Below are 20,073 nucleotides of genomic sequence, written 5' to 3' on the forward strand. Positions count from 1 at the left end.
GCGAGCAGCTCGCGCAGGCGCACGAAGACCTCGAGGGGCTCCGGAGGGTCCTCGACGTCACGGTGGACGGCCTGATGGTCGTGAACCGGGACGGCGTGATCACGATGGTCAACCGGAGCTTCGAGGAGATCCACGGTGTGCCGGCCGAGCGCGTCGTGGGCCGCCACGTGACCGAGGTGATCGAGAACACCCGGATGCACATCGTGGCGCAGACCGGCATCGCCGAGCTGGGCGAGCTCCAGAAGATCGGCAACACGCGCGTCGTCGTCTCGCGCATTCCCCTCTACCGCGACGGGAAGTGCGTCGGGGCGGCGGGGAAGATCGACTTCCAGGACCTTTCCCAGGTGAACCGGCTCGCGCACAAGGTCGAGCACCTCCAGAAGGAGCTCGAGGCGCTCCGGAAGCGGAAGGGAGCCGTCGCCCCCGACGTGAGGTTCTCCTTCACCGACGTCGTCGCCCTCGCGCCGGCGAGCCGCGAGGCCAAGGAGACGGCGGTCCGGGCGGCGCCGCAGGACTCGACGGTCCTGCTCCTCGGCGAGAGCGGCGTCGGAAAGGAGGTCTTCGCCCACGCGATCCACGCCTTCTCGACGCGGGCCTCCCGGCCCTTCGTGAGGGTGAACTGCTCGGCGATCCAGGAGACGCTCTTCGAGTCGGAGCTCTTCGGCTACGAGGACGGGGCTTTCACGGGGGCGCGCAAGGGGGGCAAGCAGGGGAAGTTCGAGATGGCCGACGGCGGCACGATCTTCCTCGACGAGATCGGCGACATGCCGCTCGCGGTCCAGGCCAAGCTCCTGCGCGTCCTGCAGGAGAAGGAGATCGAGAAGGTCGGCTCCGAGGAGGTCCTGAAGGTCGACGTCCGCGTCATCGCCGCCACGAACCAGGACCTCACGAAGCAGGCCGACGAGGGGCGCTTCCGCAGGGACCTCTACTACCGCCTCTCGGTCATTCCGATCCGGATTCCGGCACTTCGCGATCGCCGGGAGGACATCCCCGAGCTGCTCCGGATCTTCTGGGAGGACCTGAAGAAGAGGCACGGCATCTACCACCGCTCGCTCTCACCGGAGGCGCAGAAGCTCCTCAGGCGCTACGAGTGGCCGGGCAACATCCGCGAGCTGCACAACGTCCTCGAGCGGGCGCTGACGATCGTCGTCGAGCCGGTCGTCAGCGACGAGCAGGTCCGGATGATCATGGCGGGCGCCCGCGAGACTCACGACGACTTCTGCCTCTCGGAGGACTGCGGGCTCGCCGAGCTCGTCGAGCAGACGGAGCGCCGCGCCCTCGGCTTCGCCCTGGCGCGGACGAACAACAACCGGCTCCAGGCGGCGAAGCTCCTCGGCATCTCCCGCGCGCTCCTCTACAAGAAGCTGCACGCGTACGGGATCGTGCGTGGAGCGCCCCTCCTCCCGCCAGGGACGGCGGCGCGTGACGAGGTGACCGATGCCGAAGTGGCTCTGCGACACCTGCAGCTACATGGTCGAGACCGAGGGGAAGACTCCTCCTCCCGAAGACGGGATGAAGCCGACCCCCTGGGATCTCCCGGAGAGCTGGACCTGCCCCATCTGCGGGAGCGCGCGCGACGCGCTCAGCCCTCTCGACCCGGCCGAGCTCCTGACCCGGGCGGCCTGCAACCGGTACAAGTGAAGAGGTGAGCGCTCCCGGGACCGTCCGCGAGCCCGCGGTCCCTCCGGGGGGGCGGCGGCCGCAGCGCGTCCTGAAGGTCGTCCTCGGCCTCGACTGCACGGGGAGCTGCTCGTACTGCGCGCTGAAGAAGTCGCACGGCTTCCCGAGGACGCGGCTGGCGCGCCTCGACCCGCGCGTCGCCGAGGAGAAGATCCGCGAGGCGGCCGGGAGGTACGACATCTCGGGGCTCGAGGTGGGGGCCGGGGAGACGTTCGACCAGCCCGAGCTCTGGGAGTGGCTCCTCGCCCTGAACGCCAGGGAGCTGAACGTCCCGGTGATGGCCTTCACGGGGGGCCTCTCGAAGCAGACGCCCCGGGTCCTCGACGCGATCGCGGCCTCGTCCGCCCCGGTCCTCCTCCTCTTCTCCTACGACGGCCGCCGGTCCGAGCGGAACGCGGCGAACTGGCGGGAGGTCGAGGCGGCCTTCCGCGCGATGAAGGCGCGTCTCGCCGGCGCGCCGCACGTGACGCTCAAGGTGACGGCGTGCGTCACGCCCCGCGACGCGCACCGCCTGAAGGAGAACTTCCTCTCGCTCCTCGACCTCGAGCCGTCGCCCTTCGCCTTCCGGCCCCTGAAGCGTTCCTTCAACGAGGCCCAGCGGGAGGAGTTCGTGAGGCAGCTCGCCGCGTTCCTCGACGAGGCCTCGAACCGGGGCGTGAGGCTCCTGAGCGCGCCGGAAGCGGGGGAGTGGCACCTCGGCCTGAAGCGCGACTGGACGTGCCACCGGCTCGGAGTCAGCATCCTCCCCGACGGCCGCTTCACCGACTGCTACGTCGCCTGGTACTGCTCCGACTTCCCCACGTGGCGGACGCTCCCCTCGCTCGAGGGGCTCGACCGCTTCTTCACGGAGGCCGAGGCCCCTCCTCCTGCCGCCTGCGCCCGCTGCCTCGACGTGTTCGACCTCTGCAACCTCTGTCCCGCCGGGCTCGCGGACTTCCGGAGGTCGACGGGCGAGGCGTTCTACGACGGCGGTTTCTGCCGGATGGTGAACCGCGCCTCGCTCCTCCTTCTCGGGAAGGCTCTCGAGGAGCGGCCGGGGCTCGAGGCGGTCGTTCGCAGGGGGGGCGTCGAGACCCGGCTCCGACGCGAAGGGCGAGCGCTCGTCCTCACGGGGCCGAACGGGAACCCGCCGCTTTCCGTCGACCCCCGCGACGGGAATGCGATGCTCCCGGTCGCCTGACGGAAATGGAAAACGAGATGGACCACGCCGCCGTCCGCGCCGCGCTCGTCACGTGCGGCCGGAGGCTCGACGCCCTCGGCTTCGCGCCCGCGACCGACGGGAACATCTCGGCTCGCCTCGGCCCTCACGCGCTTCTGGTCACCCCGGCGGGGCGCGAGAAGGGCGGACTCTCGGCGGAAGACCTGCTGCTCGTCGACCCCGACGGACGGGTCGTCGAGAGAGCGGGCCGTCCGTCGACGGAGACGCCGATGCACCTCCTCTGCTACCGGCGGCGCGGGGACGTCGGCGGCGTCGTCCACGCGCACCCGCCGGTCGCCACCGCTTTCGCCGCGGCAGGGGTGCCGCTCGACGCTCCGGTCATGCCCGAGATCGTCCTCACGGTCGGCGCGATCCCGCTCGTCCCTTACGCCACGCCGGGAACCGAGGAGCTCGCCCGGGCGCTCGAGCCGTGGGTCGACGGGCACGACGCCTTCCTCCTCGCGAGCCACGGCGTCCTCACGCTCGGCCGGGACGTGAGGGAGGCCCTGCACCGGATGGAGCGCGTCGAGCACCTCGCGAAGGTCACGCTCGCCGCGCGCCTCCTCGGCGGACCGCGCCCGCTGACGGACGCACAGGTCGTCTCGCTCCTCGCCGGTGCCGCTGCGTCCGGGCCGAGTTCGAGGTGAGCCCGGCGTTCGCTACACTCCCGTGGTGAGGTCCGGCCTCCGCGCCCGCGTGCGCCGCATCTGGACGGCGATCCCGAGGTGGGCGCTCTGGGGGGCGGGTGGCCTTGCCGTCCTGTTCGCCGTCTCCCTCGTACTCGTCGTCGCGTACTACGACCGGGTCGTCTCGAGGACGATGGACGGCCGGCGGTGGAGTCTCCCCACGCGTCTCTACTCCGACGTCTGGGTCCTTCGTCCCGGAGACGCCCTCGGCCCGGACGACGTCGAGCGGCGCCTCGCCCGCCTGCGATACGCGCCGGTCCCCGCGGCACCGGTCTCCGGGGGCCGGTATCTCCTCTCCCGGAGCCGGATGGTCGTCGGCGTCAACCCGCACGAGACGGCCTACGGCCGGTTCCCCGGCTTCGTCGTCCGGATCGACTTCTCGGGCCGGCGCATCGCCGCGCTCAAGCGTGACGCCGACGGTGTTCCGCTTCCGTACGTCGTCTTCGAGCCGGAGGTCGTCGGCTCCGTCTTCGACATGAAGATGGAGGACCGGACGCTCGTTCGCCTTTCGCAGGTGCCCAAGGTCGTCGTCGACGCGATCCTGACGACCGAGGACCGGGACTTCTTCACGCACGCGGGACTCGCCCCGAAGAGGCTCGTCGGCGCCGTCCTGCAGGGGCTGGTCCGCGGCAGGTCGGTGCGGGGGACGAGCACGCTGACGCAGCAGCTCGTCAAGAACCTCTTCCTCACCCCCGAGCGGACCCTCCGGAGGAAGGCCGTCGAGGCGCTCCTCGCCGTCATCCTCGACGCGAAGTACGGCAAGGAGGAGATCCTCGAGTCGTACCTCAACGAGATCTATCTCGGGCAGCGCGGCTCCGTCTCGGTCACGGGGGTCGAGGAGGCGGCGCGGTTCTACTTCGGCAAGCCCGTCTCGCAGCTCGACCTCCCCGAAGCCGCGATGCTCGCCGGCCTGATTTCCTCACCCGGCCGCTTCTCGCCGTTCCGCAGCCCCGAGAGGGCCAAGGCGCGCCGCGCCCTCGTCCTGAAGGGGATGCTCGACGAGAAGAAGATCGACCGCGCCGCGTACGACGCCGCCCTGGCGGCGCCGCTCACCCGGGTGAGCAAACCCGTGACGGGCATCGAGGCGCCGCACTTCGTCGACTTCGTCCTGACGCAGGTGAAGGAGTCGCGCAGCGACCTCTCCGGGGCGGGCCTCTCCCTCTACACGACGCTCGACCCCGACATGCAGGCCGCGGCGCAGGCCGCCGTCCAGACGGGCCTGGCGGAGCTCGAGAAGCGGTTCAAGAAACTCCGGACGAAGGAGGGCGAGGAGCCGCTCCAGGCGGCTCTCATCGCCCTCGACCCGCACACGGGATCGATCCGGGCGCTCGTCGGCGGGCGGGACTACCAGGTGAGCCAGTTCAACCGCGTCGTCCAGGCCCGGCGCCAGCCCGGCTCGCTCTTCAAGCCGTTCGTCTATCTCGCCGCGTTCGAGAGGCGGGACCTCGTCCCGCCGGTCACGCCGATCACGATCCTCCAGGATTCGCCGATCTCCCTCCTCTTCGGCAGGACGGAAGAGGAGACCTGGTCGCCGCGCAACTACGACGGGCAGTTCCGCGGACCCGTCACCGTCCGGTACGCGCTCGAGCACTCGCTGAACATCCCCACCGTCCGCCTCGCGGTCTGGGAGACGGGGGCCGGCAAGACGCTCCTGGCGGACGTCATCCAGGCGGCGCGCAAGGCGGGGATCACGTCTCCGATGAAGGCGTACCCCTCGCTCGCGCTCGGCGCCTTCGAGTGCACGCCGATGGAGATCGCCGCGGCCTACTCCGTCTTCGCCAACGGCGGCATCCTCGTGAAGCCGAACGCCCTCCTCGGCCTCGTCGGACCGGAGGGGCGGCGGATCGACCGCAAGGACGTCCCCCTCCAGCGCGCTGCCGACCCCGCCGCCGTCGCCGTCCTCGACTCGATCCTCCAGGGGGTCGTCAACCGCGGAACGGGGGCCTCGGCCCGGGGGCGCGGCGCGCAGGGCATCTTCGCGGGGAAGACGGGCACGACGAACGACGGGCGCGACGCCTGGTTCATCGGCTTCTCGCCCCGTCTCCTCGTGGCCGTCTGGGTCGGCTTCGACGACAACCGGGGGCTGAACCTCTCGGGGTCGACGGCCGCCGTGCCGATCTACGCCGAGTTCGCGCGGCGCCTCCCGTCTCACTTCTTCGAGGAGCCGTTCCCCGAGGTCCAGGGGGTGGTCACGGCATCGGTCGACCCGGCGACGGGAATGCTCGTCACCGAGGATTGCCCCACGTCCGTCAACGAGCTCTTCCTCGAGGGGACGGAACCGGCGGAGCGCTGCACGGTGCACGGTGAGGGGAACCCGGCCCCGCCGGGTGGTCCGGGCCTTCCTCCCGTCGAGGGGACCGAAGGGCCGGGGTGACCGGTTCCCGCTTCACGATTTCCGGTGTCGACCTCGGTCTCGTGGCCCGGAGCCACGGCTGGTACGACCTGCCGCCGTTCGCCTGGGACGAGGGGAGGCGCCGCCTCTCGTTCGTCTTCCTGCTCGGCGGCGCGGCCGTGCCCGTCCTGCTGACCTCCCGGCCCGGCGGCGTCGGCGTCTCCTCGTCCGCGCCGTCGACGGCCGTGAAGCCCGTGGTCGCCCGCGTCCTCGATCTCGGGACAGACCTCGCGCCGTTCCACGCTCTCTGCGCCGCGCGCCGGGAGGATGGTTTCGGCTGGATGGCCGACCGGCTCGCCGGGCGGATCCTGCGTGCCCCGACGCTCTTCGAAGACGCGGTGAAGGTCCTCTGTACGACGAACTGCTCGTGGTCCCTGACGAAGGCGATGGTGGCGCGCATGGTCGCGGCCTTCGAACGCGGCGGCGCCTTCCCCGACGCCGCGTTCCTCGCCTCCCTTCCCGAGCGCCGGCTGCGCGAGGAGCTGAAGGTCGGCTACCGCGCCCCGTTCCTGCACGATTTCGCGGCGCGCGTCGCCTCGGGGGACCTCGACCTCGCGGGTTGGGAAGACCCGTCCCGCTCCGATACGGAGGTGATGGAGCTCATCCGGGCGGAGAAGGGGTTCGGTCCGTACGCCGCCGAGACGCTCCTGCGCCTTCTCGGTCGCCACGGGCACCTCGGCCTCGACTCGTGGTCGCGGAAGAAGGTCGCCGAGCTCCGCTTCAAGGGGCGTCCGGGCAAGGACGCCCGGGTCGCGCGCTTCTACGCGCCGTTCGGCGGGTACGCGGGACTGGCGTTCTGGCTCGACGTGACGCGGGACTGGCACGATGGGCGCGACCGGCTCTGGCCGTAGGACCGGGCTCCCCCCTCCGGGCCTGGCTCGCGCCTTCGCACCGCGGGGCTCCTACAATGGCCCTTCGGAGGATGCGATGAAGAAAGTGCCTGGTCCGTTCCGGAAGTTCGTGGAGACCTATCCGGAGTGCGGAATGACGTACGAGGCGCTCGCCGCGGCAAGTCGCGAGGCCGCCGGCTTCGGGGAGAAGGATGCCGAGCTCGTGAAGCTGGCGCTCGCAGTCGGTTCGCGTCTCGAGGGGGCCGTCCACTCGCACGCCCGGCGCGCGCTCGAGGCGGGGGCGACGGCGACCGAGGTGCAGGGCGTGGCGATCCTCGGCCTGACGACCCTGGGCTTCCCTCACACCATGATGGGAATCTCCTGGATCGAGGACGTCCTGCGCGAGGCGGGCAAGGGCGTGGCGAAGGACGAAAAGAAGGCCGCGAAGAAGGCGAAGAAGGCGAAGAAGGCGAAGTAGCTTCGCGGACGAGGGTCAGGCCCCGGCCCGCTCCGGGGCCCGCCGAGCCCATTCGCCGGTCGCGTCGCGGAGCTCGTAGTCCGTCTCGTAGCCGCGGCCCTTGCGCGCCACGTGGTCCACCGCCTCGAGAAGCGCCTGGAACTCCTCTTCGCTCACCGTCGGAGACAGGCTGATCCTCACCCAGCCCGGCTTCTCGCCGATGTGCCCCTCGTCGAGCCGGCTGCGGATCGCGGCGGAGTGCGCCTCGTCGATGTGGAGGAGGAGGTGTCCGTAGGGTCCCGCGCACATGCAGCCGGCGCGGACCTGGATGCCGAAGAGGTCGTTCAGGAGGGTCGCGGCGAGGTTGTGGTGCAGGTCGCGGAAGATGACCGACAGGACGCCGAGGCGTTTCGTCTCGAGGTTCCCGAGAATGAAGAGGTCGTCGCGGCCGCGCCACTCCCGGAGGGCGCGCGAGAGATAGTCGCGCTCGATCCGTTCGGTGCGTGCCATGCCGACTGCGGCCTTCAGGTCGAAGGCGAGGCCGGCCTGGATCGACTGGACGATCGGCGGCGTGCCCCCCGTTTCGCGGAACTCGATGGCCGAGAGGTAGCGATGGTCCCAGGGCGACGTGTAGAGGACCGTCCCGCCGCCCGGCTCGGCCGGAACACGGTTCGTGAAGAGCTTCCGGTCGGCGACGAGGAGCCCGGGTGTCCTCGGCCCGCCGAGGAACTTGTGGACCGAGAAGAAGACCGCGTCGAGCCGCGCGTCGGGGTCTCCCGCGGGGTTCATGTCGACGTCCACGTAGGGGCCGGCGGCGGCGTAGTCGAAGAAGGCGAGCGCGCCGTGACGGTGGAGGACGCGGGCGAGTGCGGGGACGTCGTTCAGGATGCCGGTAACGTTCGAGGCCGCGCTGAACGTCCCGATCTTCCACGGGCGGTCTTTCCACTGCTCGAGCTTGGCGTCGAGGTCCTCGACCGAGATGCGCCCCGCCGCGTCGAAGTCGACGTAGACCGAATCGCCGATCGTCTCGCGCCAGGCGATGTCGTTGGAGTGATGCTCCATCATCGAACGGAAGATGACGGGACGGGCGTTCTCGGGGATCTGCCGCGTCAGGTGGTGGCGCTCCTCGAGCTGGTCGGGGATGCGCAGGCCGAGGACGTAGATGAGCCGGTTGATCGCGCCCGTCGACCCCGACCCCACCGGGATGAGGACGTCTTCCTTCGACGCGCCGACGTAGCTCGCGATCTTCGAGAAGGCGTTCTCGTAGTAGTGCGTCATCAGGCGGCCGGTGTGGTTGCTCTCGGTGTGGGTGTTCGCCATGAAGGGGAGGACCTTCTCGGCGAGCTCGTCCTCGACGTCGGCGTGAAAGCGCCCGGAGGCGATGAAGTCGAAGTAGCGCAGCGGCTTCTCGCCGGAGGGGGTGGGGATCGTGGCGGTGGCGCCGAGGACGCGGCTGCGCAGGCGGTCGAGGAACGCGCGCTCCTCCCCGTCGGACGAGGTCGCGACGGCGGGACGCGGGGCGCTCGAGGCGGCATCGACGAGGCGTGCGGTGGCTGTCATGGGTCCCCCTGCGCGGCCCCGGCGGGCGCGGGCGCCAGCGGGGGAGGATAGCGGAAAGGAGCCGCCGGCGGCTCGCCGAGGGCCGTGCCCCTCCCGGAGGCGCCGTGCCTAGCGCGGCGCCCAGCTCGCGAACGGCTCGAACGGCAGGTTGCGGCCGACCAGGAAGACGAAGAGGACGGCGTAGATGAGGAGACGGAGCCAGAGGGGTGGTATCGGGAGAGGCCGCTCCGGGCGGAGCGCGACGCGGAGGGCCAGGGCGAGGAAGGCCGGGATCGCGGCGACGGCCAGGACGTTCAGCCGGAGCGCGTGGGCGAGGTCGCCGTGGACGAGGGCGTGGAGAGCGCGGCCTGTGCCACAGCCGGGGCAATGAAGGCCCGTCGTCGCGTGCACGACACAGACCGGGGCGTAAGGCGCCGTCCGCGGGTCGACGAAGACGAGGACGAGGAGGACGAGAAGAAAAGCCCCGAGGGCGATGAGCGCCTGCGCGCGCCGCCCCCGGAGCCTCCGTGCGATCTCCTGCCGGAGCACGCTACTTCTTCAGCAGATCGTTCCCCTGGGCGTCCTTCATTTTTCCCGTGGCGATCAGGATGATGTCGATGATTCCCCAGATCCCGAGCCCCGCGCAGGTGAGGAGCTTCAGGATCCCGAGGCCCGTGTACCCGAGGTAGAAGCGGTCGACCCCGAGTCCGCCGAGGAAGATCGACAGGAGCAGAGCGGTCATCCAGTCCTTTTTCGGCATGAGTCCTCCCTCGCTTTTTCCGGTTTGGCCGGAAGAATAGTCGAGGTTTCCGCTTTAATCGAGAAGTTGTCTCGGATCTGGAACCGAATCGCCGGGCGGGTGACCTGTGTCACGCAGGGCGTTGCGTTGCGGCATTCCCTGCGGCGCTCGCCCGTCGGGCCAGAAACGGAAGGCCCCGGACGCCTGAGGGCGGCCGGGGCCGGGAAACGGGAGGGCGGGGAGGTTCAGGCGATCGGGGTCTGGGTGGGGGCGTTGACGAACTCGCGGGAGAAGGTGTCCCAGGAGGCGTCGTCGAGGCTGGCGGCCGAGCCCTTGCCGGGGAGTCCGCCGTCGGCCATGACGGGGACGTGGGCCATGGTGCGGGAGGGGACCATGAAGTCGGCGAGGCGGTGGAGCTCTTCGCGCAGGAAGTGGGTGGCGGCGGCGCCGATGCGCAGGGGGGCGATGGCGGCGTGGTGGTCGCGGGTCCAGATGGAGGCGACCCAGCCGGAGCCGTAGGGGTCGCGGACGACGGCGGAGGGGTCGCGCATGGCCTTGTCGTTGGCCGACATGACGGTGCCGGAGGCGGGGGAGGGGATGACGAGCTTGCGGCCCTTGACGGTGAGGGTGAACAGGGGGCTGCCGCGCTCGATGGTGGTTCCCTGGGCGGGGACGTCGACCTTGTCGACCTGGCCGACGGCCTCGGCGAGGAAGTCGTCGATGCCGACGCGCAGGCGGCCGTCGGAGGTGATGCGCAGCCAGGTGTGGGCCGCGTCGAGGAAGACACCCTGGGGAGGCTGGGGCACCTTCATCGCCACGATCGGCTGGAGCGCTTCGACGCTGGCGGTCCGGCGCTGGCGCGCGAGGACGAAACTGTCGACGGCGAGCGCGAGGACGATGGTGAGGATGACGAGCAGTGCGACCATTTGGAACCTCCTGCGGGGTGCGTCCGATGTCTCTCGGCCCCGTTTCACCACGAGATATCGCAAGGTCGCTGCCAGCCACTTCTGGATTCTCACAAGTCATTGAGAAGATACGGTTTGAAAGAGATGTCCGTGCTCATTCGCATCGAGAAGGCTGGTGAACTCCTCAACGCCCCCGAACCGTAGGGAGAGTCTGCTAAAACCCTATATCAGAATGACTTGAACTCTCGGCTAGAGGTCGGTCGCCGAAGTGTCGGGGCTGATGAGTTTCGCAACACCCGGAATGGCGAACCGAAACCTTCGGTTGCCGCCGGGTCCGTCGGGGGAACCTTTCGCCCGACGCACCGTAGAAGAAACCGGAAGCTCCTCGTGGAAGTCTGGTGAGTCCGGTGGCGCGTACCCCTCGCTCTCCTCGCCCTCGCCGCGCGCTCCCGTGACCCGGTCGGAAGCGCGGAGCTTCCTTTTCCCTTTTCTCTGGCGCCCGGTTCGTCGTGCCCGATTCCGGTCAGCGCAGACCGATGAGCTTGTGGGTCTGGAGGCTGAGGCGCCAGCGGGGATGCGCGAGGCACCACGCCGCGGCGGAGGCGACGTTCGTGTCGCGCCCGGGACCGTCCATCGGCTGGAGGAAGAAGCTCGCGAAGGCGAGGGCCTCGTACCGCTCCGGCTCGGCGCCGGCCTGCGGAAAGACGAGCTTCAGCTCGTGACCGGCGGTGAGCCTGAGCTCGGCCCCTGCCTTCGGGCTGACGGTGATCCAGTCGATGCCCGGGGGCGCCTCACGCGTGCCGTTCGTCTCGACGGCGATCTCGAAGCCCTCGCGGTGCAGAGCCGCGAGGAGAGCGACGTCGACCTGGAGAAGGGGCTCGCCCCCCGTGCAGACGACGAGGGGCCGGCCCCGATCGGGCCTCGGGGCGGCCCAGGTGGCCGAGACCGCGGCGGCGAGCGCTGCGGCATCGGGGAAGCGTCCACCCCCGGAGCCGTCGACGCCGACGAAGTCGGTGTCGCAGAAGCGGCACGTCGCCGCATCGCGGTCCTCCTCGCGTCCCGACCAGAGGTTGCAGCCCGCGAAGCGGAGGAAAACGGCCGCCCGTCCGGTCTGCGCCCCTTCCCCCTGGAGGGTGTAGTAGACCTCCTTGACGGCGTAGCTCAACGGAGGCCCGTCCGATCGAGCGCCGGATCGGGGAGTCCCGCCTCGCGGAAGCCCTTCGCCCGGAGCTGGCAGGAGTCGCAGCGCATACACGGAGCGCCGACCGGCGACGGCTCGTAGCAGCTCAGGGTGAGCCCGTAGTCGACGCCGAGGGAGACCCCGGTCCGGATGATCTCGGCTTTCGTCATCTCGATGAGCGGCGCCCGGACGCGGAAGCGCCCGGTCCCCTCGACGCCGGCGCGCGTGGCGAGGTTCGCCAGCGCCTCGAACGCGGCGACGTACTCGGGCCGGCAGTCGGGGTAGCCGCTGTAGTCGAGGGCGTTGACGCCGACGAAGAGGTCGAACGCCCCGAGGACCTCCGCCCACGCGAGTGCGAAGGAGAGGAAGACGGTGTTGCGTGCCGGGACGTAGGTGATCGGGATGCCGTGCGCCATCTCGTCCGCGGGGCGGTCTTTCGGGACGTCGAGGTCGGCGGTGAGGGCCGAGCCGCCGAAGAGGCCGAGGTCGATCGTCGCCACGACGTGCCGCTCGGCCCCGAGCGCATTCGCGACGCGCCCGGCCGCGGCCAGCTCGAGGGCGTGCCGCTGGCCGTAGCGGAAGCTGAGTGCGTAGGGGGCGAAGCCGTCGCGCCGGGCGATGGCCAGGACGGTGGCCGAGTCGAGGCCGCCCGAGAGGAGGACGACGGCGGGGGGGCGGAGCGTCACCGGCGCGTCATACCACGCCCGTCTGGAAGCCGGCGGCCCCCTCGGCGTCGAGCGTCGCGGCGCGAAAGCACTCCTCCAGGTGGTCTGCGACGAGGTCGACGCCGCCTGCATCGAGCTTGCCCGCTTCCACGAAACGGCGGAGGTGCCCGAGGATCTCCCCGGCGCCGAGCGCGCCCCGGTAGGGGCGGTCCTGCGCGAGCGCCTGAAAGACGTCGGCGATGGCCAGGAGGCGGGCTGGAAGCGGGATCTCGTCGGCCCGGACCCTGAACGGGTAGCCTTTCCCGATCAGCCCCTCGTGGTGGTACCCGGCCCAGCCGGCGATCTCCCGGAGGGGTTCGACCCGGCGAAGGATCTGGAACGTCTCGAAGGCGTGACGCTCGATCGTCGCGAACTCACCCTCGTCGAGAGGGGTGGTCTTCTCGAGGACCTCGTCGGGGACCCGGAGCTTCCCGAGGTCGTGGAGAAGGCCGGCGATCCTCAGCTTCGCGCAGGTCCCCTCTCCGAGTCCGGCGAGGCGTCCGAGCAGGGCGGCGAGCCGGGCCACGGCGGTGGAGTGGGAGGCCGTGAACGGGCTCTTGCGATCCACGATGCCGGCGAAGAGCTGCGCGAGGTCCGCCAGGCTCGAGAGAGGGACGGTCCGGTGATGAGCGATGCGCATCTCGTCCCGCAGGGCGCGCTCGAGGTGATGCGGCTCGAGCGTGAGCCAGAACGCCTCGGCCGCCGAGGCCTGCAGGAAGGCGCCCACGGCCTCTTCCGCGAAGCTCGTCCCCGAGCGCGCGAAGACCCATCGACGAATCTCGTCCGCCTGGAGGAGAGGGTCGCGATCCCTGTGGCCCTGGAGAAGAGCGTCGACCCGGTCGGCGAGGAAGACGAGGTTCGCGAGGAGAGCGGTCCGCGGGCCAGGCTCAGGGGTGGCGGGAGAGTCCCACGGGGTGTGGTGCAGCCGGACGATGGCGGCGATGCGCGACAGCGGCTCGAACCGCGCGAGGAGGTCGCCGCCCGCGTCGGCGTGGCCGTGGGCGTCCTCGAAGGAGAGATCCGCGTCGAGGAGCTTACTGTGAAGCCGCGTCGAGGAGACGCCGCAGTCGTGGAGTACGGCGGCGAGAAGAAGATCGTTCCGTTCTCCCTCCTCGAGGGAAAGGGACCGGCCGCACGCGGCGGCCATGAAGGCGACCCGCTTGCCGTGCTGGACGATCTGGGTTCCGACGAGGTCGAGGGCGTCCGAGAGTGCGAGCACGACCTCGTTCAGGTCGATCCGCTCGAGCTCCGGATCCGTGGATTCTTGGGCCGGATCTCCCGGAGTCCGTCTCATCAGCAGCACCTCCGAAGCCCTCTCGCGGCGAGGAACCTTTCGCCTGCGCTTCGTCGACGGGATGGGAACTGTCCGATCATCGTACCCCGGTCGGGAGCGGCGGAGCGGATCGGAAAGCGGCAGACCGGACGGGCGTCCCGGGTGCAATCCCATCCGTCGATCCGTTTCGTAGGGGGAGGGAAGAACGGGGGGATCTTGAAGATCGCGATCGTCGGAACGGGCATTTCGGGTCTTTCGGCCGCGTCGCTCCTGCACGGAAGGCACGACGTACGGGTGTTCGAGCGGGAAGGGCGCCCGGGAGGGCACAGCCACACGGTGGATGTCGCGGACGGGGACCGTGAGGTGCCGGTCGACACGGGCTTCCTCGTCTACAACGAGGTCACCTACCCGAACCTCGTGAAGCTCTTCGCCAGGCTCGGCGTCCCGACGAAGGCGAGCGACATGTCGTTCTCCGTCCGCTGCGAGCGATGCGACCTCGAGTGGTGCGGTACGGGCCTCTCTGGAGTCTTCGCCCAGCCTTCGAATCTCCTCCGCCCCTCGTTCCACGGGATGCTCCTCGAGATCGCGCGCTTCAACCGGGAAGCGCCCCGGCTCCTCGACGAACCGGGAGCGGAGTCGCTTACCCTCTCGGCGTATCTCGATCGCGAGCGGTATGGAGCCGCCTTCCGGAATCACTACCTCGTTCCGATGGCTGCGTCGGTCTGGTCGTCGGGCCCCGCGGCGATGGAGACGTTCCCGGCGGCGACCCTCGTGCGGTTCTTCCTCAACCACGGCTTCCTCGGCGTGACGACCCAGTTCCAGTGGCGGACGGTCGACGGCGGGAGCCGCGAGTACGTGCAGCGCCTGACGGCCCCGTTCCGGGACCGGATCCACCTCGCAAGCCCCGTCGCGACCGTGCGGCGCGACGCTCACGGCGTCGAGCTCGTGTTCGCCGACGGCGGTGCGCAGCGGTTCGACGGGGTCGTGATCGCCGCGCACGCCGACGAGGCCCTCGCGATGCTCGAGGAGCCGACGGCGGACGAGGCGCGGCTGCTGGGCGCCTGGCGCTATTCGACGAACGAGACGCTCCTCCACTCCGACCCGTCCTTCCTCCCACGCCGGAGCGGGGCGCGGGCGGCGTGGAACTACCACCTCGACGACTGCGCCCGGCCCTGGGCGTCCGCCACGTTGAACTACTGGATCAACCGCCTCCAGGGGCTTCCCACGAAGACCGAGTGGATCGTCTCCCTGAACCCCACGCGGGAACCGGCAGCGGGGGCGGTGGCGCGGAGGCTCACGTACACCCACCCGATCTTCACCCGCGAGAGCGTGGCGACGCAGGCCGAGCTGCCGGCGCTGAACGGGAACCTCCGCACGTGGTTCTGCGGCGCCTACTTCGGCTACGGCTTCCACGAAGACGGCCTGGCCTCCGGCCTGGCTGTCGCCGCCTCGCTCGGGGCGGAGCCGCTGTGACGCCGCCTCTCGCCTCCTGCATCTACGAGGGGACGGTGCGACACCGGCGCCTCTCCCCGAAGGCGCACGCCTTCTCCTACCCGGTCTACGAGCTCTATCTCGACCTCGACGAGCTGCCGCGGATCGAGGCGGAGGTCGGCCTCTTCCGGCACAACGGCCGAGGGTTGAACGCGCTGTATGACAGGGACTACATGGGGCCCGGGGAGCGGCCGATCAAGGAGAAGCTGCGGGAATGGCTCGCAGCGCAGGGAATCGCGCTCGGGAGGAGGCGGGTCTTTCTCCTCACGCACGTCCGCGTCCTCGGATACGCCTTCAACCCGGTGAACACCTACTACGTCTTCGGTGGCGACGGGCGGCTCGACCTCGCCGTCGCCGAGATCAACAACACGTTCGGTGAGACCTTCGGCTACGTCCTGAACCGGCGCGGGGTAGAGAGGGGGATCTCGACGCCCCGCTTCCCGAAAGTCTTCCACATCTCCCCGTTCCTCCCCATGAAGCTGGAATACGAGTTCCACCTCTCGCTTCCCGGCGAGAGCCTCGCCGTCCACGTCGACGATTTCCAGGACGGGGAGAAGGTCTTCGACGCCACCTTCACCGCGCGCCGCGTGCCGCTCACGACCCGGGCCCTCGCCCGCGCTCTCCTCCTCAACCCCCTGATGCCCGCCCGGGTCATCGCCTGGATCCACTGGCAGGCGTTGAAGCTCTGGTTCAAGAACGTTCCCGTCTTCACCCGTCCCGAGCCCCCGGCCGGACTGATCCACTCGAGGAGAGCCGCGTGACGTCGTTCGACACCACCTCCGACACCCTCGTCCCCGAGAGCTCCGCCCCGGGAGCCCTCGACCGCATCGCGACGCGGCTCGTACTTCGCGCCCTTGAAGGGCTCGAAGGGGGGTCTGTCGTGCTGACGCTTCCCGACGGGACGACGAGGCGCTTCGGCCGCGAGGGGGCCCGTCCGATCCGTCTCGAGGCGCACTCCTGGGGTCCGCTGCGCGCGCTCGTCCTCGGAGGCGACCTCGGGGCCGCCGAGGCGTACCTCGACGGCGAGTGGTCGACGGACGACCTGCCGGGCCTCGTCCGGCTCTTCGTCGCCAACGCCACGCTTTTCGACCGCGAGACGTGGCTGACGCGCGTGGCCAGCGCCGGCAACCGCCTTTTCCACGCCCTGAACCGGAACACCCGCGCCGGGTCGCGACGGAACATCCGGGCGCACTACGACCTCGGCAACGACCTGTACCGACTCTTCCTCGACCCGTCCATGACGTACTCCTGTGCGCTCTTCGAGACGGGACGCGAAACGCTCGAGGAGGCCCAGCGGAAGAAGCTCCGGCGGATCGCGGAGAAGGCGCGGATCCGCCCGGGGGACCACGTCCTCGAGATCGGTTGCGGCTGGGGCTCGTTCGCCTGTCTCGCCGCCCGGGAGTACGGGGCGCGTGTCACTGGTATCACCCTCTCGGCCGAGCAGGCCCTCTGGGCCCGGGAGCGGGTCGAGCGGGAGGGCCTCTCGGACCGGGTCGAGATCCGCCTCGTCGACTACCGGGACCTGCCCGCCGAGGGGAAGACGTACGATCGGGTCGTGTCGATCGAGATGCTGGAGGCGGTGGGCTACCGCTACCTCCCCGGTTACTTCGAGACGGTGGATCGCCTTCTCGCCCCGGAGGGCATCGCCGTCATCCAGTCGATCACCGTGCCGGACGACCGTCACGAACGCCTCCTGAGGCGCCCCGACTTCATCCAGAAGCACGTCTTCCCCGGGAGCCACTGCCCGTCGGTCGGCGCGATCGCCTCGGCCGTCGCGGCGCGCTCGCGCCTTCTGATCCACCACCTCGAGGACGTTGGCGCCCACTACGCCGAGACCCTCCGCCGCTGGCGCGCGGCGTTTCTCGCGAACCTCCCGCGAGTGCGAGAGCTCGGCTACGACGAGCGCTTCGTGCGGCTCTGGGACTTCTACCTCTCCTACTGCGAGGGGGGCTTCGCCACGCGGCACCTCGGCGACGTCCAGCTCGTCCTGACCCGTTCCGGGAACCGCGCCCTCGGGCCGGTCCCGGGCGCCACGGACCGGGCGTGATCGAGTTCCTGCGCCGGCGTCTCGTTCGCCCGGTCCTCGAGCAGCTGACGCAGGGCCTCTCTCCCGACGCGATCGCGTTGACGATCGCCGTCGGCCTCGCGATCGCCGTCATCCCGGTCGTCGGGACGACGACGATCCTGTGCACGACGGCCGCGATCGTCCTGCGGCTCAACCAGCCCCTCATCCAGGCGATCAACTACCTCTCGTTTCCGCTCCAGCTCGCCTTCATCGTCCCGTATCTCAGGCTGGGGAGGATCCTGTTCGGAGGCGCGGCCATCCACATGTCGGCTCAGGAGCTCGCCGTCTTCGTCACGTCGAGACCAGCGGAGGCCTTCGGGGCCCTGTGGCGGGTGACGCTCCAGGCGCTCGGGGCCTGGTTCCTCACGGCGCCTGTCATCGTGGCCGTCGTCTTCTTCGCCCTCCGGCCCGTTCTCAGGAGCGTCGCGCGGCGGCTGCGATCCGGGACCGCGGTGGGATCCGAGCCCGCTCTCGGGGCCGTTCCTGTCGCCGTCGTCGAGGAGCCGGATGAACGCCGAGGCGCTCGTCTTCCGGCTCCCGATTGAGAGCTGACTTCGATGTGGTACGAACCGTGGCTCGAACGTGGGCTCCTTCCCGACGCCCTCGTGCGCCGGAAGATTCGCGAGCTCCTCCGGCAACGTCTCGCAGACGAGAGGGCGGACGACGCCCAGGAGGCGCTCGCCCGCGAGGAGCGGTTCATCCGGGAAATGCGCGAGAGCGTGGTCGCGATGGCGACCGTCGAGGCGAACGAGCAGCACTACGAGGTGCCGCCCGCCTTCTACGAGCTCGTCCTCGGCGCCCATCGGAAATACTCCTCTGGCCTGTTCTCGGAAGGGGTTGCGACGCTCGACGCCGCCGAGGCGGCGATGCTCGCCCTCACCTGCGAGCGGGCGCGCCTGGCCGACGGGCAGAACGTCCTCGAGCTCGGGTGCGGGTGGGGCTCGCTCACGCTCTGGATGGCGGAGCGGTATCCGGAGTCGCGCATCGTCGCGGTGTCGAACTCGAAGGACCAGCGGGAGTACATCGAGGGGAAGGCGGCGGAGCGAAACCTGACGAATCTCAAGGTCGTCACGTGCGACATGAACGTCTTCGACCCGGCGACGGGTCCCGCGTTCGACCGGGTCGTCTCGGTCGAGATGTTCGAGCACATGCGCAACTGGCCCGAGCTCCTCGGCCGGATCGCCTCGTGGCTGAAGCCCGACGGTCGTCTCTTTCTCCACGTCTTCTCGCACCGGGACGTCTCGTATCCGTACGTCGCGCGGGACGAGAGCGACTGGATGGCGCGGAACTTCTTCACCGGGGGCCTGATGCCCTCCGACCACCTCCTCCTCCGCTTCCCCGAGCACCTCTTCGTGGAGGAGCGCTGGCGCGTGAACGGCACGCACTACGCGCGCACCGCCGAGGCGTGGCTCGCGAACCTCGACCGGAACAGGAGAGCGGCGCAGCAGCTCTTCGCGAAGGCCTACGGGCCGGGGGTCGCGCGGCGAAAGGTCGTCGAGTGGAGGCTCTTCTTCATGGCCTGCGCCGAGCTCTTCGCACACGGGGGCGGGAACGAGTGGATGGTCTCCCACTACCGGCTGCGGCGCCGATACGCCTGAGGGGACCGTCGCCGCGGCGGGCGGAATCCGCCGTTTCCGCGGTTAGACTCGTGTCCATTCCGACCCGGAGGTGACGCCATGCTGTTCGACAAGAGCAAGCTCCGCCTTCCCGATTCCGAGGACGCACTCGAGGGGCGCAGCACGCCGATGCCCGTGACGAACCGGCACTTCGTGAACGGACGGGAGATCCTCCCGCCGTTCCCTGCCGGCCTCGAGCAGGCCGTCTTCGGCATGGGCTGCTTCTGGGGCGCCGAGAAGACGTTCTGGACGCTGGCGGGCGTCTACACGACCGCGGTGGGCTACGCGGGGGGCCTCAACCCCGAACCCGACGTACAAGGAGCTCTGCACGGGCCGCACGGGGCACGCCGAGGTCGTCCTCGTCGTCTTCGACCCGGGGCAGGTCTCCTTCGAGCAGCTCCTGAAGCTCTTCTTCGAGAAGCACGACCCGACGCAGGGGATGCGGCAGGGCAACGACGTCGGCACGCAGTACCGCTCGGTGATCTACACCCACGGTGACGCCCAGGCGCGCGCCGCCGTCGCGGTGCGCGACGCCTACCAGGACGTCCTCTCCTCGCGGGGCTACGACCCGATAACGACCGAGATCCGGCCGGCGGGCCCTCTCTACTACGCCGAGGATGCCCACCAGCAGTACCTCGCGAAGAACCCGGGCGGCTACTGCGGCCTCGGCGGGATCGGGATCGCGTGCCCGGTGGGCACCGGGGTTCGGGGCTGAAGAGGGACCTGGAGGAGAAGACCAGGATCTACGGGACCCGGAGGACCCGCAACCGAAAGGTCTCGTCGATTCCGCGGGGGGCCGCGAGCGGTGCGGTACGTCTCACGGCCGCCTGCTGCGCGCGCCCGACCCGCTTCCGATCTCGCTGCGGCCGGTCGGGGGGCCCGCGCGAACTCCTCGCTTCGCTCGTCAGACACGCGCGCGGGCCTGATCCCCGCCCGGTCCTCGCGAACTCGAGCGGGTCCCCGGGCGTGCTCGAGGGCGGCTCGCGAGACGCACCGCCCCTCCCGCGGCCGGCGAGCTTCAGCGATCCGCAGGGAGGCGCTTTCGGGGGCCGCGCGATCAAACAGTAGAGAGGCTCAAGATCGTGCTACGAGCCTGATCTCCCGGATCGCGGCCACGGGCGGTTTCCCTGTCTCTGCGCATCGAATGGGTGTGAGCGGGCGGGAGGGGTGCCCCGCGAGCGGCGTCCGAGCACCCGCGGGGCCCCGCACGGCTCCGCGAGCAGGCCGCCGGATCAGGCGAGCTCACGTGTTTGACGAGCGGAGCGAGGAGTTTGAGCTCGCCCCGGCGGCCCGCGCAGTGGGGCCGATGCGGGTCGCG

Annotated in this window: 17 protein-coding genes and 2 pseudogenes; 12 read left to right on the forward strand and 7 right to left on the reverse strand. The window is 70.2% G+C overall.

Annotated elements, in window-relative coordinates; genetic code table 11:
- The first annotated feature begins 74 nt into the window (after nucleotides 1–74).
- From IPN03_12545 to IPN03_12570, 6 genes and pseudogenes are all read left to right on the forward strand, one after another.
- Nucleotides 75–1,385 (forward strand): annotated as a pseudogene (locus IPN03_12545) (sigma 54-interacting transcriptional regulator).
- Between the two features lie 260 nt (nucleotides 1,386–1,645).
- Nucleotides 1,646–2,860, forward strand: a complete 1,215-nt coding sequence (locus IPN03_12550; protein MBK9374525.1) for a radical SAM protein — start codon at nucleotides 1,646–1,648, stop codon at nucleotides 2,858–2,860.
- Between the two features lie 17 nt (nucleotides 2,861–2,877).
- Entirely contained in the window at nucleotides 2,878–3,525 is a 648-nt protein-coding gene (locus tag IPN03_12555; protein ID MBK9374526.1) for a class II aldolase/adducin family protein, read from the forward strand.
- Nucleotides 3,526–3,550: 25 nt separating this feature from the next.
- Nucleotides 3,551–5,938 carry a PBP1A family penicillin-binding protein gene (locus tag IPN03_12560; protein ID MBK9374527.1) on the forward strand — a complete coding sequence of 796 codons (2,388 nt, stop codon included), beginning with the start codon at nucleotides 3,551–3,553 and terminating at the stop codon, nucleotides 5,936–5,938.
- Nucleotides 5,939–5,955: 17 nt separating this feature from the next.
- Nucleotides 5,956–6,807 carry a Fe-S cluster assembly protein HesB gene (locus tag IPN03_12565; GenBank protein ID MBK9374528.1) on the forward strand — a complete coding sequence of 284 codons (852 nt, stop codon included), beginning with the start codon at nucleotides 5,956–5,958 and terminating at the stop codon, nucleotides 6,805–6,807.
- Between the two features lie 76 nt (nucleotides 6,808–6,883).
- Nucleotides 6,884–7,264: a carboxymuconolactone decarboxylase family protein gene (locus IPN03_12570; GenBank protein MBK9374529.1), complete on the forward strand. Its 381-nt coding sequence runs from the start codon at nucleotides 6,884–6,886 to the stop codon at nucleotides 7,262–7,264.
- A gap of 15 nt (nucleotides 7,265–7,279) precedes the next feature.
- Here the strand turns inward: IPN03_12570 and IPN03_12575 are convergent, their stop codons facing one another.
- From IPN03_12575 to IPN03_12605, 7 genes are all read right to left on the reverse strand, one after another.
- The gene (locus IPN03_12575) at nucleotides 7,280–8,803 is read right to left on the reverse strand and encodes an aminotransferase class V-fold PLP-dependent enzyme (GenBank protein MBK9374530.1); all 1,524 of its coding nucleotides are present in this window, start codon (nucleotides 8,801–8,803) and stop codon (nucleotides 7,280–7,282) included.
- 108 nt (nucleotides 8,804–8,911) lie between these two features.
- Nucleotides 8,912–9,316 carry a DUF2752 domain-containing protein gene (locus tag IPN03_12580; protein ID MBK9374531.1) on the reverse strand — a complete coding sequence of 135 codons (405 nt, stop codon included), beginning with the start codon at nucleotides 9,314–9,316 and terminating at the stop codon, nucleotides 8,912–8,914.
- A 16-nt stretch (nucleotides 9,317–9,332) separates the two neighbouring features.
- Nucleotides 9,333–9,542 carry a TM2 domain-containing protein gene (locus IPN03_12585; protein MBK9374532.1) on the reverse strand — a complete coding sequence of 70 codons (210 nt, stop codon included), beginning with the start codon at nucleotides 9,540–9,542 and terminating at the stop codon, nucleotides 9,333–9,335.
- A 224-nt stretch (nucleotides 9,543–9,766) separates the two neighbouring features.
- Nucleotides 9,767–10,447, reverse strand: coding sequence for a glycine cleavage system protein H (locus tag IPN03_12590; protein ID MBK9374533.1), 681 nt, complete (start codon nucleotides 10,445–10,447; stop codon nucleotides 9,767–9,769).
- A 502-nt stretch (nucleotides 10,448–10,949) separates the two neighbouring features.
- Complete coding sequence (gene queE / locus IPN03_12595; GenBank protein MBK9374534.1) at nucleotides 10,950–11,591, reverse strand: 7-carboxy-7-deazaguanine synthase; 642 nt, start codon at nucleotides 11,589–11,591, stop codon at nucleotides 10,950–10,952.
- On the reverse strand, nucleotides 11,588–12,403 hold the full coding sequence (queC, locus tag IPN03_12600; GenBank protein ID MBK9374535.1) for a 7-cyano-7-deazaguanine synthase QueC: 816 nt from the start codon (nucleotides 12,401–12,403) through the stop codon (nucleotides 11,588–11,590). Before queC ends, queE begins: the two co-directional genes overlap by 4 nt.
- A complete protein-coding gene (locus tag IPN03_12605; GenBank protein MBK9374536.1) occupies nucleotides 12,300–13,604 on the reverse strand; it encodes an HD domain-containing protein in 1,305 nt (434 codons plus the stop codon). The genes queC and IPN03_12605 overlap by 104 nt, the downstream gene beginning before the upstream one ends.
- Before the next feature lie 195 nt (nucleotides 13,605–13,799).
- On the opposite strand from IPN03_12605, the gene IPN03_12610 reads away from it, so the two are divergent.
- The 6 genes and pseudogenes from IPN03_12610 to msrA all read left to right on the forward strand — a co-directional run bounded on the left by IPN03_12610 (nucleotide 13,800) and on the right by msrA (nucleotide 19,470).
- A complete protein-coding gene (locus tag IPN03_12610; protein ID MBK9374537.1) occupies nucleotides 13,800–15,056 on the forward strand; it encodes an FAD-dependent oxidoreductase in 1,257 nt (418 codons plus the stop codon).
- Entirely contained in the window at nucleotides 15,053–15,835 is a 783-nt protein-coding gene (locus IPN03_12615) for a DUF1365 domain-containing protein (protein ID MBK9374538.1), read from the forward strand. Before IPN03_12610 ends, IPN03_12615 begins: the two co-directional genes overlap by 4 nt.
- Nucleotides 15,832–17,121, forward strand: coding sequence for a class I SAM-dependent methyltransferase (locus tag IPN03_12620; protein ID MBK9374539.1), 1,290 nt, complete (start codon nucleotides 15,832–15,834; stop codon nucleotides 17,119–17,121). Before IPN03_12615 ends, IPN03_12620 begins: the two co-directional genes overlap by 4 nt.
- Nucleotides 17,118–17,684, forward strand: coding sequence for a DUF2062 domain-containing protein (locus IPN03_12625; protein MBK9374540.1), 567 nt, complete (start codon nucleotides 17,118–17,120; stop codon nucleotides 17,682–17,684). Before IPN03_12620 ends, IPN03_12625 begins: the two co-directional genes overlap by 4 nt.
- 12 nt (nucleotides 17,685–17,696) lie before the next feature.
- The gene (locus tag IPN03_12630) at nucleotides 17,697–18,737 is read left to right on the forward strand and encodes a class I SAM-dependent methyltransferase (protein ID MBK9374541.1); all 1,041 of its coding nucleotides are present in this window, start codon (nucleotides 17,697–17,699) and stop codon (nucleotides 18,735–18,737) included.
- A gap of 78 nt (nucleotides 18,738–18,815) precedes the next feature.
- A pseudogene (gene msrA / locus IPN03_12635) lies at nucleotides 18,816–19,470 on the forward strand (peptide-methionine (S)-S-oxide reductase MsrA).
- The last annotated feature ends 603 nt before the right edge of the window (nucleotides 19,471–20,073 follow it).

The sequence above is a fragment of the Holophagales bacterium genome, assembly GCA_016719485.1.
Classification (GTDB): domain Bacteria; phylum Acidobacteriota; class Thermoanaerobaculia; order UBA5066; family UBA5066; genus UBA5066.